At 60.3% G+C, this 13892-nt stretch carries 11 protein-coding genes and 1 pseudogene; 3 read left to right on the forward strand and 9 right to left on the reverse strand.

What is annotated here, in order from left to right:
• Positions 1 to 155: 155 nt before the first annotated feature.
• The 7 genes and pseudogenes from LB532_RS25680 to LB532_RS25710 form a co-directional block, all read right to left on the reverse strand.
• Positions 156 to 278, reverse strand: a pseudogene (locus tag LB532_RS25680) (IS6 family transposase); the annotation flags it as partial.
• Positions 226 to 606: an aldehyde dehydrogenase family protein gene (locus LB532_RS25685; protein ID WP_140642318.1), complete on the reverse strand. Its 381-nt coding sequence runs from the start codon at positions 604 to 606 to the stop codon at positions 226 to 228. The gene LB532_RS25685 and the pseudogene LB532_RS25680, both read right to left, overlap by 53 nt.
• A 16-nt stretch (positions 607 to 622) precedes the next feature.
• Positions 623 to 2221 carry a GMC family oxidoreductase gene (locus LB532_RS25690; RefSeq protein ID WP_140642320.1) on the reverse strand — a complete coding sequence of 533 codons (1599 nt, stop codon included), beginning with the start codon at positions 2219 to 2221 and terminating at the stop codon, positions 623 to 625.
• Positions 2222 to 2288: 67 nt separating this feature from the next.
• Positions 2289 to 4160, reverse strand: coding sequence for an ABC transporter ATP-binding protein (locus LB532_RS25695; protein ID WP_140642321.1), 1872 nt, complete (start codon positions 4158 to 4160; stop codon positions 2289 to 2291).
• Positions 4157 to 5071, reverse strand: coding sequence for an ABC transporter permease (locus tag LB532_RS25700; RefSeq protein WP_140642323.1), 915 nt, complete (start codon positions 5069 to 5071; stop codon positions 4157 to 4159). The genes LB532_RS25695 and LB532_RS25700 overlap by 4 nt, the downstream gene beginning before the upstream one ends.
• The gene (locus LB532_RS25705; protein ID WP_140642439.1) at positions 5071 to 6057 is read right to left on the reverse strand and encodes an ABC transporter permease; all 987 of its coding nucleotides are present in this window, start codon (positions 6055 to 6057) and stop codon (positions 5071 to 5073) included. The genes LB532_RS25700 and LB532_RS25705 overlap by 1 nt, the downstream gene beginning before the upstream one ends.
• A gap of 71 nt (positions 6058 to 6128) precedes the next feature.
• Positions 6129 to 7682, reverse strand: coding sequence for an ABC transporter substrate-binding protein (locus LB532_RS25710; RefSeq protein ID WP_140642325.1), 1554 nt, complete (start codon positions 7680 to 7682; stop codon positions 6129 to 6131).
• Between the two features lie 579 nt (positions 7683 to 8261).
• Here LB532_RS25710 and LB532_RS25715 point away from each other — a divergent pair.
• The 3 genes from LB532_RS25715 to LB532_RS25725 all read left to right on the forward strand — a co-directional run bounded on the left by LB532_RS25715 (position 8262) and on the right by LB532_RS25725 (position 11175).
• Complete coding sequence (locus LB532_RS25715; RefSeq protein WP_140642327.1) at positions 8262 to 9026, forward strand: DeoR/GlpR family DNA-binding transcription regulator; 765 nt, start codon at positions 8262 to 8264, stop codon at positions 9024 to 9026.
• A gap of 154 nt (positions 9027 to 9180) precedes the next feature.
• Entirely contained in the window at positions 9181 to 10227 is a 1047-nt protein-coding gene (locus LB532_RS25720) for a phosphotransferase (RefSeq protein ID WP_224557430.1), read from the forward strand.
• A complete protein-coding gene (locus LB532_RS25725) occupies positions 10228 to 11175 on the forward strand; it encodes a choline kinase family protein (protein WP_140642330.1) in 948 nt (315 codons plus the stop codon).
• A 524-nt stretch (positions 11176 to 11699) separates the two neighbouring features.
• Here LB532_RS25725 and LB532_RS25730 read toward each other — a convergent pair.
• The gene (locus LB532_RS25730) at positions 11700 to 12386 is read right to left on the reverse strand and encodes a FadR/GntR family transcriptional regulator (RefSeq protein WP_140642332.1); all 687 of its coding nucleotides are present in this window, start codon (positions 12384 to 12386) and stop codon (positions 11700 to 11702) included.
• A 180-nt stretch (positions 12387 to 12566) separates the two neighbouring features.
• Complete coding sequence (locus tag LB532_RS25735; RefSeq protein ID WP_140642333.1) at positions 12567 to 13871, reverse strand: ABC transporter substrate-binding protein; 1305 nt, start codon at positions 13869 to 13871, stop codon at positions 12567 to 12569.
• Positions 13872 to 13892: the final 21 nt, after the last annotated feature.

Consider the following 13892-nt stretch of genomic DNA (forward strand, 5'->3'; position numbering starts at 1 on the left):
TCTCGGTGGCGGGCAAGCTTGATCTCATCCCAGGCCGCGAGAGCTTCGACCCGGGCAGCAATGCGATTCTCGATCAGCTCAATCAGCCGTTCGGAGGAATTTCCAGGCACTCTCCGAATAGCTCTCTTGCCGCTGCGCGAATTCCGAGAGTACGGCCTCCCGGTCCAGCGGTGAATGGTCGTGTGGTCGACGGCAATGCGCCGCTCGGCCATCATCTCTTCAAGATCACGCCGGCTGAGATTGTAAGCAAGATACCAGCACACGCACAGAAGGATCACCGATCGGTCGAACTGGCGGCCTTGAACATTTGATCCTCCGAAGATGTCGAAGGGTCTCCATAGCGCCGATAATCAAAACGTTGCAACGCATCCGTTCCGCGAACCTGCGGATGACAGCAATACGGTCGACCACCGGCATGCGCGGCCAAGCGCCCTCAGTGAATGCCTTACGCGCCGTTGCGACCGCGAGATCCACGTCGGCCTGCGCTGCCGGCGGCACCGCTCCGACCTGGCTTCCGTCGTAGGGCGAGCGGACCTCGATGAAATTGGCACCCAGGGGATCCACGCGCCTGCCGCCGACGAAGTTCTGCGTGAAATTCCGCGTCATGATAACCAGTTCTCCGCTACGGATGGATGAGGTCGGCCGCACGCTCGCCAATCATGATCGCCGTCGCGTTCGTGTTGCCGGCGATATGACGCGGGAAGATTGACGCATCCGCGACCCAGAGTCCTTCGGTGCCATGTACGCGAAGCTCCGGGCTGACGACCGCGCTTTCGTCCGGTCCCATCCGGCAAGTGCCCACCGGATGCAGGAACGGCACCGCGGCCTTGCGCGCATAGGCTTCGTCCGCGGCAGGCCCCGCGCCTTCAGCCGGCACGTCGATGAGCTCGCGCACATGGCTGCCGAACGGGGGCGTCGAGGCCAGCTTGCGTATCCAATCCAGGCCGCGCAGCACGCAGGCAATATCGTCTGGATGGTCGAGCAGGCGCGGATAGATCGCCACCGGCTGTCGCGGGTCGCTGGAACGAAGCTCGAGGTGGCCGGTGCTCTTGGGATAGTTGACGTTGGCCAGGATGGTAACAAGGTTGCGCGTCGGCACGTGCAAACGGCCGTTGTCGTTGAAGTATCCGAAGGGGAAGAGATGGAACTGGAGGTCCGGCATCTCCCTATCGGGCGTGGATTTCAGGAAGGCGAGCACCTGGGCGGTGGGCACGCTCAAAACACCGTTGCGCGAAAGGATCCATTCAGCGAACGCTTTTGCCCGTCCGATCGGCGATGCATAGGCATTCCCCGTCTTGACGTTCATCTCCGCACGGACATAGAGGCCCGGATGTTCCATCAGGTTGCGGCCGACCTCGGGACTTGCGACCCGCACGCCAATCCCATGGCGGGCTAGTTTGTCCGGATCGCCGATGCCCGAGAGCATCAGTATCTGCGGCGAGTTGATGGATCCGGCCGACAAGACCACGCCGCGCCGTGCCTTGGCTCGTACCTTCTGGTTGCGGCGCAGGATGTCGACGCCGGTAGCCCGCTTGCCTTCCAGCACGATGCGCTCGACCAACGCATCGTCCATGAAAGTGAGCTTGGCGTCACCGAGGCGAGGCAGGATGAACGCGTCGAATGCCGACTGACGAACGCCGCCTCTGGTGGAGCCCTGATTCCAGGCGACACCCTCGTGGGACCTGCCGTTGAGGTCGGGATTCAGGGGCACGCCCGCATTGACGAAGCTGTCGATGAACTTGGTCGATATCGGGTGCTTCCAGCGCAAGGCCGACACTCGGAGCGGTCCCATGCCGCCGCGATAGGCATTGTCCTTGTCGTTATCGGCGGTCTCCATCCTGCGGAAATAGGGAAGCACCGAATTCCATCCCCAACCCTTGTTGCCCATCGCCTCCCAGGCGTCGTAGTCGGCCGCGGCGCCACGAATGAAGATCATGCCGTTGATGGCGGACGATCCGCCCGGCACGCGCCCCCGCGGCCACGATTCCTGCAGACCATTGCGACTGGGATCCGGCTCGGTCACGTAATTCCAGTCGTAGCGGACGTTGCCGATCGTGTGCATCAGCGCGGCCGGCACGCGCGTCAGATGCAGCTTTTCGCTTTTGCCCGCCTCGAGGAGAAGGACACTCGCGCCCTTTTCGACGAGGCGCGCCGCGAGCGGTGAGCCGGCGCTGCCCGACCCTACGACAATGTAATCGAATTCCATCGTGGACGTGCTCATCAGAAGTTTGAGGCGGACGCGGCAAGCCGCATCGCGCTGCCGGACGCGGTTGGAAATCTAGCTATCCTCACGATGCCCTCACCTCCACGGCGGGCATCCTCACCGGGGCGGCGGCTCCGGCGGTGACAAGATGGCAGGCAGCATAGTCGTCGCCGCTGCGCTTCATCAGCATGGGGTCCTCGCTCACGCAACGTGCGAAGGCGAAGGGGCAGCGTGTGCGGAAACTGCAGCCCGGGGGGATGTCGATCGGATCGGGCGGTTCGCCTTCCAGCAGGTAGGTCCCGGTATCGTACGGCTTGTGCTCGATGGCTGGCACCGCGCTGAGCAATGCCCGCGTATAGGGGTGCGCGGGATCGAAAAACGTGGCCGTGTTGCCGGCAAGTTCCGCTATGCGCCCGAGATACATGACGGCTACGCGGTTGCAGACGCGGCGAACCATGCTCAGGTCGTGGGAAATATAGACATAGGTGATGCCGTGCCGGTTCTGCAGCCCCTCGAACAGGTCCAGCAACTTGCCCTGCTCGACCTGATCGAGCGCGGACAGGGTCTCGTCGAGAATGAGCAGTTCCGGCTCCAGCACCATGGCGCGCGCAATGTTGACACGTTGGCGCTGACCGGCGCTGAGGCCCACCGGCAGTCTGTCCGTAAGATCGGACCGCAGGCCGACCTCGTTCATCGTGGCCGCCACGCGTTCTCTGATCTCCTTCGCGGCCAACCCGCCATGGATACGCAGCGGCTCCGCGATTGTGCGACCGATGGCCAGGTGTGGCGGGATCGCGTTGTAGGGGTCCTGAAGCAGCAGTTGGAACCGGTGGCGCAAGTCCATCAGCTTGCGGCCGCCCAGACGAGCGATGTCTTGTCCCTTGAACAGTATCTGGCCCTTGTTCGGAGCCTCGAGGCGGCTGAGCAACCGCGACAACGTCGATTTCCCGCAGCCGGATTCGCCCACGATACCGAGATTGTCACCCTTGTAGACATCGAACGAGACGCCGCGCACGGCCTGCACGACGCGATGCGCGAACAGCCTCTGGCGATCCTTCGTGGCGTAGGAGCGATAGACGTCACGCACTGAGAGGATGACGTCGCGCTTATCGTCCACAGCTTCTTCCGGCGCGGCTGCCGTCGGTTGGGCATCCCATATGCGAGGCAGGCTCTCGATGAGATTGCGAGTGTAGCTGTGTTCCGGTTTCTCGATGAGGCCGCGCGTGTCCTGACATTCGACGACCCGGCCATCGGCCAGCACAAGAATGTTGTCCGCAATCTCGTTCAGCACCCCGAGCGCCGAGGAGACGAAGATGATCGCTGTCGAGAAGTCGCGCTGCAGATCGCGCAGGAGGCGCAGGATCTGGGCCGCCACCGTCACGTCGAGCGGCTGCGTGATGTTATCCGCCACCAGCAGGTCCGGATTTGTCACGAGCGCGTCGACGATCAGCACACGTTGCATCATGCCACCGCTGAACTGGAACGGAAATTCATGGAAGCGCTGCGCCGGCGAGGGAATGCGCACCGCGTCCAGCACCCGCAGCACGCGAGCCCTCGCGTCGGCGGTCGAGATACCAGGCTCAACGGCGCGAAGCTTCTCGATGATCTGCTGGCCGACCGGAATCGTGGGATCGAGCGCGCTGCCTGGGTCGGAGCCGATATAGGCTACCTTGCGGCCGCGCAGCTTCTGCATCTCGGCGGGCGGAAGATCGAGCAGATTGCGCCCACGGTAGGCGATCCTTCCACCCGTCGGCAGAAGCGGTGGGCTTATCCAGTTCACCAGTGCGCGCGACAGGACCGTCTTGCCGGAGCCGCTTTCGCCGATGATGCCCAGGACTTCGTTCTTCGAGACCGAAAGATCGACGTTGCGCAGGATCGCGCGCCGACCGCCGGCAGGCGTGGCGAGATCGATCGAGAGGTCCGAGACCTCAAGGATTTTGGCACTTTCCGCGCTCATAGAACCCCCTGCAGGAATTTGTTACGGGAGCGTTCGAGAGCGCCACCCATCAGGTTGATGCCGCACAGCGACGCGGCCAGCAGCAGGCCGGGGATGGTGGTGATCCACCAGGCATTCATGAGGTATTTCGTGCCGTCGGCGATGATGGTGCCGAAGGTGGGCGTAGGCGGCTGGATGCCGATGCCTATAAACCCCAGGATCGCCTCGAATATCATCATGCGTGCAACGTCGAGCACGGCCACGAAGGCTATGGGCGGCAAAGTGTTGGGCGCGATGTGCACAAGCAAAATGCGAAGGTCCGACGCGCCCAGTATCTTGGCGGCGCGCACATATTCCTTGCGCCGTTCCGACATGGTGGCGCTGCGCGCTATGCGGGCGTAGCCCGGCCAGCCCGCGAGGATGAACACCAGAATCACCGACATCGGCGTCGGCCGCGTCACGCCGAGGATCGTGATTGCCAGAATGATGACCGGGATGGACATCTGGGCGTCGGTGATGCGCATCAGGATGAGATTGGTCCAGCCGCCGGCATAACCCGCCAGCATCCCGATCGCCGAACCTATGACGAACATGCCAATGACGCTGGCTATGCCGATCATCAATGCGTTCCGCAGCCCTATCAGCGAACGTGCAAGAAGATCGCGGCCGAGCTGATCCGTGCCGAATATGTGCGGCCATACCCAGCCCTGCTCCGGGAAGGGCGGTGAGAATTTCAGCCCCACGCTGAACTTTGTCGCGGAAAGCCCAAGCAATGTGGGCGCGACGACCGACAGCAGTATGAGGCCAAGGAATATCACCGCACCCACCCTGAATTCCGCCGTCCTTGCGGCATTCAGGAAAATGCTGGCGCCCAAGCTGCGTGACTTCGCCGGCTGGCTGGCAGCGGTTTCGACGATGGCTTGCTCCGACATCAGTACTGCAGCCTTCTGTCTATCGTGGTCGAGGCGAAATCGACCAATATGTTCACAAGCACGAGCGCGACGCAGGAGAAGATTGCGATCGCCTGGATGATGGGAAAGTCGCGCTGGAACACCGCGTTGATCATCAGCAGACCAATGCCTGGATAATTGAAGAGATACTCAATGACGAAGAGACCGCCGAGGATCAGGCCCACCGCCTGAATCCCGAGAAGGTTGAGCAACGGAATGGATGAGTTGCGCAGCACGTGCGCCGCGATCATCCGCGCACGCGTCAGGCCGCGTATCTGACCTACGGAAACATAGGGATCGAGCAGGTTCGACGACACCGAGACCGACAGGGAGCGCACAATCACCGGAATGAGTTCAACCGCGAGCACCAGCGCCGGCAGTATGGCATAGGTCCAGTTCTGGTAGCCGATCGCGGGAAGCCATCCGGTTTTGGCTGACAGCAGGAAAATGAACACCAGTCCAAGCCAGACATTGGGCAATGAAACCAGCACCGAGCTCAAATAGAGCGCGAAGCGATCCGGCCATCGCCCGGCATTGAGCCCCGCCCAGACGCCGAGCGGCAAGGCGACAGCCAGCGAGATCAGAAAAGCGAGGCCGGCCAGCAAGAGGCTATAGGGCAAGGTCGTGACGATAAGCTCGATCACAGAGGCTCGGTTGCTCGCATCGAAAGTCGATTCACCGCGAGAACCGCCGGTGCTGCCACCTTGAGCGCTTCGCACGAAGGAGCGTCCGAAATCGCCTTGCAGCACGTGTCCCATATAGCGCCCGAACTGAACGATTATCGGGTCGCGCAATCCAAGATCCTTGGCGGTTTGCTCCGCGACCGAGGGCGACACCATCGGCCCCAGCATGAGCCGCACGGGATCGCCGGGCACGACACGCAGCAACGTGAAGATCAGCAGCGCGATGGCAACAACGATGATGGCGCCCTGGGCCAGGCGGCGGATGAGAAAATCTATGGCAAACAGCATGGAGTCCGTCTCGTGCGGGAGGATGGCGGCGTCGGCAAGTATGGATCCGGCGCCGCCTGTTCCTTGCGTCAGACCAGATCGGCTTTGGACAAGTCGATTGGCCCGTAGGGGAGATAGACGGCGCCCTCAAGGCTCTTGGATGCACCATGGAAGGTGAGCGCGGAGAACAACGAGAAGCTTGGAACCTTCTTCGCCATCGTCGGGAAGGTTTCCTTGGTAAGGATCTTCAGGCGCTCTTCCGGATTGGGTGCGTTGCGCTCCTTGTCGAGCGCCGCATCGATCTCGGGATCGTTGATGCCGCTGATGAGCGCGGCACTCGAATGCCAGTTCGGCCGCAACACAAGGTCCGGCTCCGGCGAAGGCGTCATCCAACCCACGTCGCACATATGGCCCTGACCCTGCCCGTCCGCCCGCCGATAAATGGCGACTTCCCACGCGGCCGGCTCAAGCACGGTAAGCTGGACATTAAAGCCCTGCTCCTGGAGCATCGCGGTGATCAGCTCGCCGTATTCCTTCGTCTTCGGATAGAAGCCGATCGATGTGATGTATTCGAGCTGCGGCAGGCCTTCGCCTTTCGGGAAGCCGGCTTCCGCGAGCAGGCGCTGCGCCTCCTCCGGATTGTAGTCGGGATAGCCCTCGATATCCTTGAAGCCGAACTTCATCGGCGATATGTAGGAACTCGTGGGGAGGGCCGCCTCCCCCATCAGTTCGAGGATCTGCTTGCGGTCGATCGAATGGCACGCCGCAAGCCGGATGCGCGGGTCATCGAACGGCGGCTTGTTGCAACGGAAGTGCAGATACTTGTTCTCTGTCGTCAGGCCCTTGCGGGTAACGACCTTCGGGTTGCCCTGAAGCGAGGCATACTGCTCTGGCTCGAGGCGCTCGGCAATATGATACTGGCCGTTGAGCAGCCCCAGGACACGTGTATTGGCGTCGGGCACGTAGGCGTAGATCACCTCATCGACTTTCGGACGACCGCCGAAATAATCGTCATTGGCCGCCAGCACGTTCTGGTCACCGTTGGTGGCAACATATTTGAACGCGTTGGTGCCGTTCGGGCGCTTTTCCAGGATCTTGGGGTCCGCCACATCCTTGACCGAGAGGATCGGGATCACGCTCGAGATGAACCACCAGGCAGAAGCCGGATAGCCGTATTTCTCGGTGTGCAGTCGAACCGTGAGGCGGTCGACGACTTCGACATCGACCTTGCCCGGACAGAAAGATGCCGCCGGACGCTTGGGGTCGGAAGAATATTCATAGGTGGCTTTCACATCCTCGGCGCCGAATTCCTTGCGATCATGGAACTTCACGCCATCGCGCAGCTTGAACTCGATCGTGTTCGTGTCGATCAGGGACCAGCTTTCGGCTAGCGCCGGCTCCAGAAGGTCGGCCTCGCCGTCGCGCATCGGAGCCCGGGTCAGCGCATTGAACACGAACTTCTCGAAATTGCCCTGCCCGAGCGTGGTGTGAGAGGTTGGGTCCCAATTGCCAGTAACCGGCCCCATCGAGGCAAGCACGACACTTTTCTTGCCATCAGCGCGCACAGGCAGCGGCATGCCGCCTACCATGCCGGTCACGCCAATCGCGCCAGCCCCTACAATAAGATCTCTACGCGTAACCATTGATGTTCCCCTTTGCTTGCATGCGCGCCTTCCTGGAACGCGCGACTTCGTTATCAATTGCCAGGCCGATCACGGTCCCACTCCGCCACCGGTCCGGAACACTCCATCCGTCTCTGGATGCGCAGGAAATGCACGTCATCACAGCCACGCCCGGCGATTCCACTTGCGGCGCCCGCAGCGTCCCGAAGGTCTCGTTCGCAACCGATCCGCTCGCCAAATCCAAGAATAAACAAATCGGTCAAAACCATCATTATATCCACACCCTTCAGAGTCAAGACAAACTGCTATGCAGTGCCAAAATTTGAAAAAATGGAACATGCCGGAGCTATCTTCGGTCAGCCATTTTTCACGTAACTGGTTGCATCTCCATCCTAAATCCTCTTCCCACTCTCTCGTCACGCATGTCATTCTGAACGATTTGAATGTTTTATGCATTTTTCCCGAATTGACGGCTCATTTGCCTGAACTTATCATGCCCGAAACGGGAGGCTTGACTAAGTCATGAAGCCATTGGTTGGAACCGCGCATGTCGGGGAACGCAGATGGGCTGCCCGCACTGGCCGGCGGTAGAATGAGTCCATGAGATTTTCAGAATTCCGGCAGGAAAAGATTCTTGAGATCCTGCGAGCCAACGAACGCGCGAGCGTCAATGCCTTAGCGGAGCGTCTCGAGGTCAGCCCTGAATCGATCAGGCGGGACCTACGCATCCTTGAAATCAATGGCTTCGCCCGAAGGGTCTATGGCGGTGCGGTCATCACACCCAACGAGGCCGACAAGCCCTTTGTCGAACGCAACAAGGTCAACGCGCCGGAAAAGAACCGGATCGCGGAGAAGGCAGCCAGCCTCGTTCGCGACGGGATGAAGATATTCGTCAGTTCCGGCACCACGACGCTCGCTTGCGTGAAGCAGTTGCACAAGCACCAAGACCTGACCATCTTCACAAATTCCATCGCCGTCGCGGCGCACTTCTTTTCGCACGGCTGGGGTACCAGCGTTCGCGTGCTCGGCGGCCCGATGGTGCCGGAGTACCAAGCGACCTTCGGCCACGCGACCATCACCGCGCTCAATGGCCATCGTTTCGATGTGGCGCTGATGGGCGCCAGCGCCGTTCACTACGACCATGGCTTCATGGGCTTCGGCGAGGACGAGGTCGCACTGCACGATGCCGCGAGACTGCAGGCTTCCACCACTATCATGGTGGCCGACGCATCGAAGTTCGGACGCTTCGGTTCCGTGCGTGCCTTCGGCCTTGGCGATGCGCATCACGTCATTACGACCAAGGGCGTGGGCGAGGAGTTCGTGCAACGTTTCGGCGAACTGGGCGTCGACCTGATCAGGGTCTAGTAGCGGCGCGCATTTCAAAAACTGCCTGCCCCCAAATCTTTCCTTTACACAAGGCACCAGAGCGATAGCATCGAACTGGCCCTGTCAGCGCCCGTTGGCCAGACTTGCAGTGGCTTGTTCGAACAGTGCGCGAGACAATCCTAGCTTGACGGAAATGGCTCTGGCGGAAAAGGGCTCGACGCCCCGCAATGACTTGACGGAAGTCACCGGCCCTGCCGCGACGAACGCACTTCACGCGATTTTAGCGAAGGACTGGGATGGCCTTGTCGCTCGCGCGGCGACATCGCACTTGGACCGTCAGACATGGACTGCTGCCCGGGTAAACGTCGCGGCGGAGGCGGGCACGCCGGGTCTTCTGGTGCCTACGCATCGCGGCATCGACAGCACGAGGCTCGAGCTATCGATGGAAGGCCAACGCCCTTCCCTGTTGCTGAAAGTCATTCATCCCGATCAGCGTCGCTATATCGATACGGCTGCTTCTTTCGACGCCCAGCGAAAGGCGGCGATACTCGGCTGCGCGCCCGACATCCTGGTATCGGACGCCGTGCGCGGCATCGCGCTGATGGAATTTCTGGGCGGATGGAGGACAGCACGCGTCAACGACTTGCGCAAGGCAGACGTCATGGATGCCGTGCTTGGCGTCAAGCGCAGAATCCATTCCGGCCCTCGCCTGACGCGTAGCTGGTCCGTCTTCGACAGGATCAGAATCCTTCAAGCGGAAATCGGACGCAACACGAGCGGTGCGCCGAGTGAACTGGCCGCCTTGCAGGACGATGTGTTCCGTATCGAGCGCATGATCGAGGCTGCCGGTGTGGACACCGTACCGGCTCATGCCGATGGCCTCGCCTCCAACATCCTCATCGACACTCACGGCAAAATCCAACTCGTGGATTTCGACGAGGCGCGCAACGTCGACCCCTATTTCGAATTTGGTGTCCTGATGAACGAAGCCTTCGGGCCAGAAGAAGAGATGCTGCCTGCTCTGGAAATGTTCGAGGGCCGCGCGAGGCGTGAAAGCCTTCGCCGCGCCAAGCTCTATGCGATTGCCGATGACCTGGCGTGGACCATGTGGGGACTGGTCATGGACGCCGTCTCCACAAGGAAGGATGTCGAATTTTTCCGCTATGCATGTTGGCGCCTGATCCGGTGCCGCGCCACATTGGCCGGCGTCGATCTCGACCCCCGCGCCGGGTGGCTTTGAATGTCCGCCGTTGAAAAGGGCCTGGGTGAAGGCAACACCCTCGCCGAACGCCAACTCGAGGCAGCATTATCCAAGGTGACCACCTGGCAAGGCAGGGCCATTCGGTACCGGCCGATGTTCGGCGGCTTCAGCAACTCCAACTGGCGTATCAGCGTGGCCGGCGAACAAGGCTCCTTTTTCGTCAAGTTGCCTGGCCCGGGCACGGAGCGCTTCATCAATCGCGCCGCGTCCTTGGAAGCGGGCCAGCGAGCCTATCTGCTCGGCATCGGGCCCCGGTGCTTCGACTATTTGAAAGACGAAGGCATAGAAATCTACGATTTCGTCGAGAATTCCCGCACATGCGTCACCAAGGATTTTCACATCGCCGGCGTCAGGGAGAGCACAATCGCGCTTTACCGCTCATTCAACGACTCCCCCCTTCTCGGCCTCACAAAGACCGTCTTCGACATGATCGAGGAACATCTCGAGCAACTGGCCGAACTGGCAGGGGAACTGCCCCTCGGCTTTTCTTCGGTCCACGCACAGTATCGGGCAGCGCGTGCTGCGATCGAAGCCGCGGGGATCGATCTCGTGCCTTGCTACAACGATCCCGCCCCCGCCAACTTCCTGTCAACCAGCGATGGCCGTATCGTGATCGTCGATTTCGAATACGCCTCGAACAACGACCGTTGCTACGATTTGGCTACGTGGTGCTCGGAAATGTTCTTCGATGATTGTATGCACAACGAAGCCGTCGAAGCCTATTTCGGCCGGGTGGAGCCGGCCATTCAGGCGCGCATGTTCGTGTATCGGATGCTAGGCGATTTCAAATGGTCGCTCTGGGCCATGATCCAGATGGCTATCTCCGACATCGATTTCGACTTCTATAAATTCGGCGCCTGGAAGCGGATGAGATTGCATTCGACGCTGAACGATCAACGCTGGGGCCGATCGCTGACCTCGCTCTGATCCGGGCGTGATCCGAATCTCAAATTGCCGATTGGTTTGGTTTGCAGTCAGTGCATTATTCACGACCGCTCCAATCGGCCTGGCCCATGCCCGTGTTGATCTCGGGCCGAGGCAGTCGCGCACCAGTATTCCATGTTGCTCAGCGCCAACCTCGCGCCTGACCAACCGCGTCCTGATGCTTGGCCCTTAGATCGTCGCGCGCGACAGTGGCGGGGAAGAACCGCGCCACGGCCCCGGCCGCAATCTTCATCGGGTTTTTTCTGACCTGCTCGTTTGCAAGCGTCGCGCGCTTCCAGAGCGCGGCCTGAAGGTCGGCGGCAACCGCGTCGTTCAGCGTGTCTCGGCGGCGCTGCCACCAAAGCTCGACTCTCGCCCTGTCAGATCAAAGGGCATCTGCGGAATGCTTGTGCGCCAGCACCTGGCCACGATGCACGGTTGCGCGTGCCTGCACCGTCTCGACATGCGGGAAGCCTACGTCAAGTCTCATGGGACAAGAGCTCTGTCCGCACAATCATGTTAAAATCCTATTCGGGGTCGAAACTCGCTACGTCGGCAATCATGCTCCGGAAAAATCGGTCCAAATGCGCGCGTGCGCCAGCAATGTTGCGTTCACGCAGAAGCTGAAGCAGTCTGGTGTTGGCGCTTATAATCTTGGCACGATCGGCCTTCGAGCGGTTGATATAATTCATTTTCTCCCATCCCGCCCGGTCCCGCGCCTCTACCACCGCGCGGAATAGCCAGACCAGCAGCGCGTTTCGGGTCGATCTGACGGCACACATGTGAAACTCGTACATCGCCTGGCGAAATTGCACCTGGCTCGAGGCTCGTCTGGCCGTTTCGAGCAGGGCCTCCATGTTGCGGAAATCCTCCGCCGTCGCGCGCAAGACTATGAATTCGGCCAATCCCGGCTGCAAAGCCAGCCTGGCCTCCAGAACATCCAGCGGAGAAACCTCGTCTTCCGGTATCTTGTGGATCTCCAGGTCTTTTTTTACCGGTGAGTTGGGACCGAGATAAGTCCCGCTCCCGACCTGTCGGCGTATGATTCCGTCGGCTTCCAGGCGTGCGAGTGCTTTTCGAACGGTACCCCTGCTCGTTTGAAATTGTGCAATCAACCGTCGTTCCGTAGGAAGACGCTGATCGGTCTCTTCATCGATATTCTTGGCGATTTCAAAAATGTGCCTGTAGATATCCGCGCAGACACGGTCGGCCAATTCCCTCCGATTTGGCGCCTCTGCGATGTCTGAACCAAATTCCTTCCGCGGCGTCACACCCACCTCCAAAACTGCAAACCTTTCACTCCTATGGACGGACAGCCATACAGGTCAATCGATTGGAAACGAAGAGCCTCGTCACCGACCCGACCAAGGCATCGATGACGAGGCGATCACCGGTCAGCGACTCTTGCTGTTATAAGCGGCTACTGCGGCGGTCAACGCCTCTTCCGGTTTCTGCTTGTCGAGAATGACATCCTCTAGGGAGCTCGAAATAACGTTGAAAAGAATATCGCTATTCTCGGGCCATGCAATATCGAGCGGCTTCTGCTGAGCATAAGCAATTGCCTCGCGAAGGAACGCCTTGTCCTCTCCTTGCAACACCTGATCCTTTGTCACGCTGACCCGCATCGGCATATAGGCGGCTGCCTGGCACTGATAAAGCTGCGTCGCCGGCGAGGTCCAATGCTCGATCAGTTTCCACGCGGCATCCTTGTTCTCGGCTTTTGCGGGGATCGCTAGGTTCCATCCCTCAACAAGCGCAGGTGACCAGTCGCCTTTCTTGCTTCCCGGCATAGGCATCCAGGTAAGATCGTTGCCGATCTGGGTTTTTTCCCGCATCAGTGAAATGACGTGCGAGCCGGTTGGGCAGAAAACGGCCCGGTTTGCTTCAGCCAGCTGCTGCGTAGCCGCATCACCCGACAGAGCAACGTCCATCGGAATGGATTTGTACTTGTGAACCAGGTCGTGGACGTAGTTCGCTACCTGGACCCAGGGTTCACTATTAAATGCGCCGGTTCCGTCGTCATTGATCAATTTGCCCCCGAAACCGGCGACCGTTGACGTGCACCATTCCATGCCGGCCGCAGGATCAGAAGGGTTGAAGCCGAGAGCGAGCCCGGTAATGTTATGTTTTTGTGTGAGTTGCGCGGTTGTCGTCGCAAGTTCGGTCAGATCTTCCGGTCGCTTGAAGCCGGCCTCGCGCAACAGCTTGTTGTTGTAAGCAAGGCCGATGACGCGAAGCTCCCATGGCAGACCAAAGGTCATGCCTTGCGACCGTCCGACGGGCAGGGTGATCATGTCTGACTTGTCGGAAGCAGACATCTGACCGATGTAGCTGTCGATCGGCGCCAGGGCCTCGGCCGCGATCATGGCCTTAAAACTGGGCGAGTAGATCATCACGACGTCCGGCACGTCGCCGGTCATGTGCGCCCGCAGGAGAATCTGCGGGATCTGATCCCACTGGATGACGGTCGGTTCGACCGTGATCCCGGGATTGGCCTTCTGGAATTCGGACAGCACATGCGCGAGCGTTTTCGCGCGGACCGAACTGTCGGCCGGATCGATGAATGTCCATAGCTTGACGGTCGATTGTGCGAATGCCGGCATGATGCCGTCCGCCGCCAAGGCTGACAGCGCCAGCCCGCCCTTCATGAGGGTGCGCCGGCTGACGCGTTTCATAATCAATCCATTCTTGTTCTGCATTGCATTCCCCTTATCAAGTTG

Source organism: Mesorhizobium sp. ESP-6-2 (assembly GCF_020164675.1).
In the GTDB taxonomy this organism is placed as follows: Bacteria; Pseudomonadota; Alphaproteobacteria; order Rhizobiales; family Rhizobiaceae; genus Mesorhizobium.

Excerpts from the sequence above, each read along its gene's own strand:
- LB532_RS25685 (WP_140642318.1), bottom strand. The coding sequence starts at position 606 with ATGACGCGGAATTTCACGCAGAACTTCGTCGGCGGCAGGCGCGTGGAT.
- LB532_RS25690 (WP_140642320.1), bottom strand. The coding sequence starts at position 2,221 with ATGAGCACGTCCACGATGGAATTCGATTACATTGTCGTAGGGTCGGGC.
- LB532_RS25695 (WP_140642321.1), bottom strand. The coding sequence starts at position 4,160 with ATGAGCGCGGAAAGTGCCAAAATCCTTGAGGTCTCGGACCTCTCGATC.
- LB532_RS25700 (WP_140642323.1), bottom strand. The coding sequence starts at position 5,071 with ATGTCGGAGCAAGCCATCGTCGAAACCGCTGCCAGCCAGCCGGCGAAG.
- LB532_RS25710 (WP_140642325.1), bottom strand. The coding sequence starts at position 7,682 with ATGGTTACGCGTAGAGATCTTATTGTAGGGGCTGGCGCGATTGGCGTG.
- LB532_RS25715 (WP_140642327.1), top strand. The coding sequence starts at position 8,262 with ATGAGATTTTCAGAATTCCGGCAGGAAAAGATTCTTGAGATCCTGCGA.
- LB532_RS25720 (WP_224557430.1), top strand. The coding sequence starts at position 9,181 with ATGGCTCTGGCGGAAAAGGGCTCGACGCCCCGCAATGACTTGACGGAA.
- LB532_RS25725 (WP_140642330.1), top strand. The coding sequence starts at position 10,228 with ATGTCCGCCGTTGAAAAGGGCCTGGGTGAAGGCAACACCCTCGCCGAA.
- LB532_RS25735 (WP_140642333.1), bottom strand. The coding sequence starts at position 13,871 with ATGCAGAACAAGAATGGATTGATTATGAAACGCGTCAGCCGGCGCACC.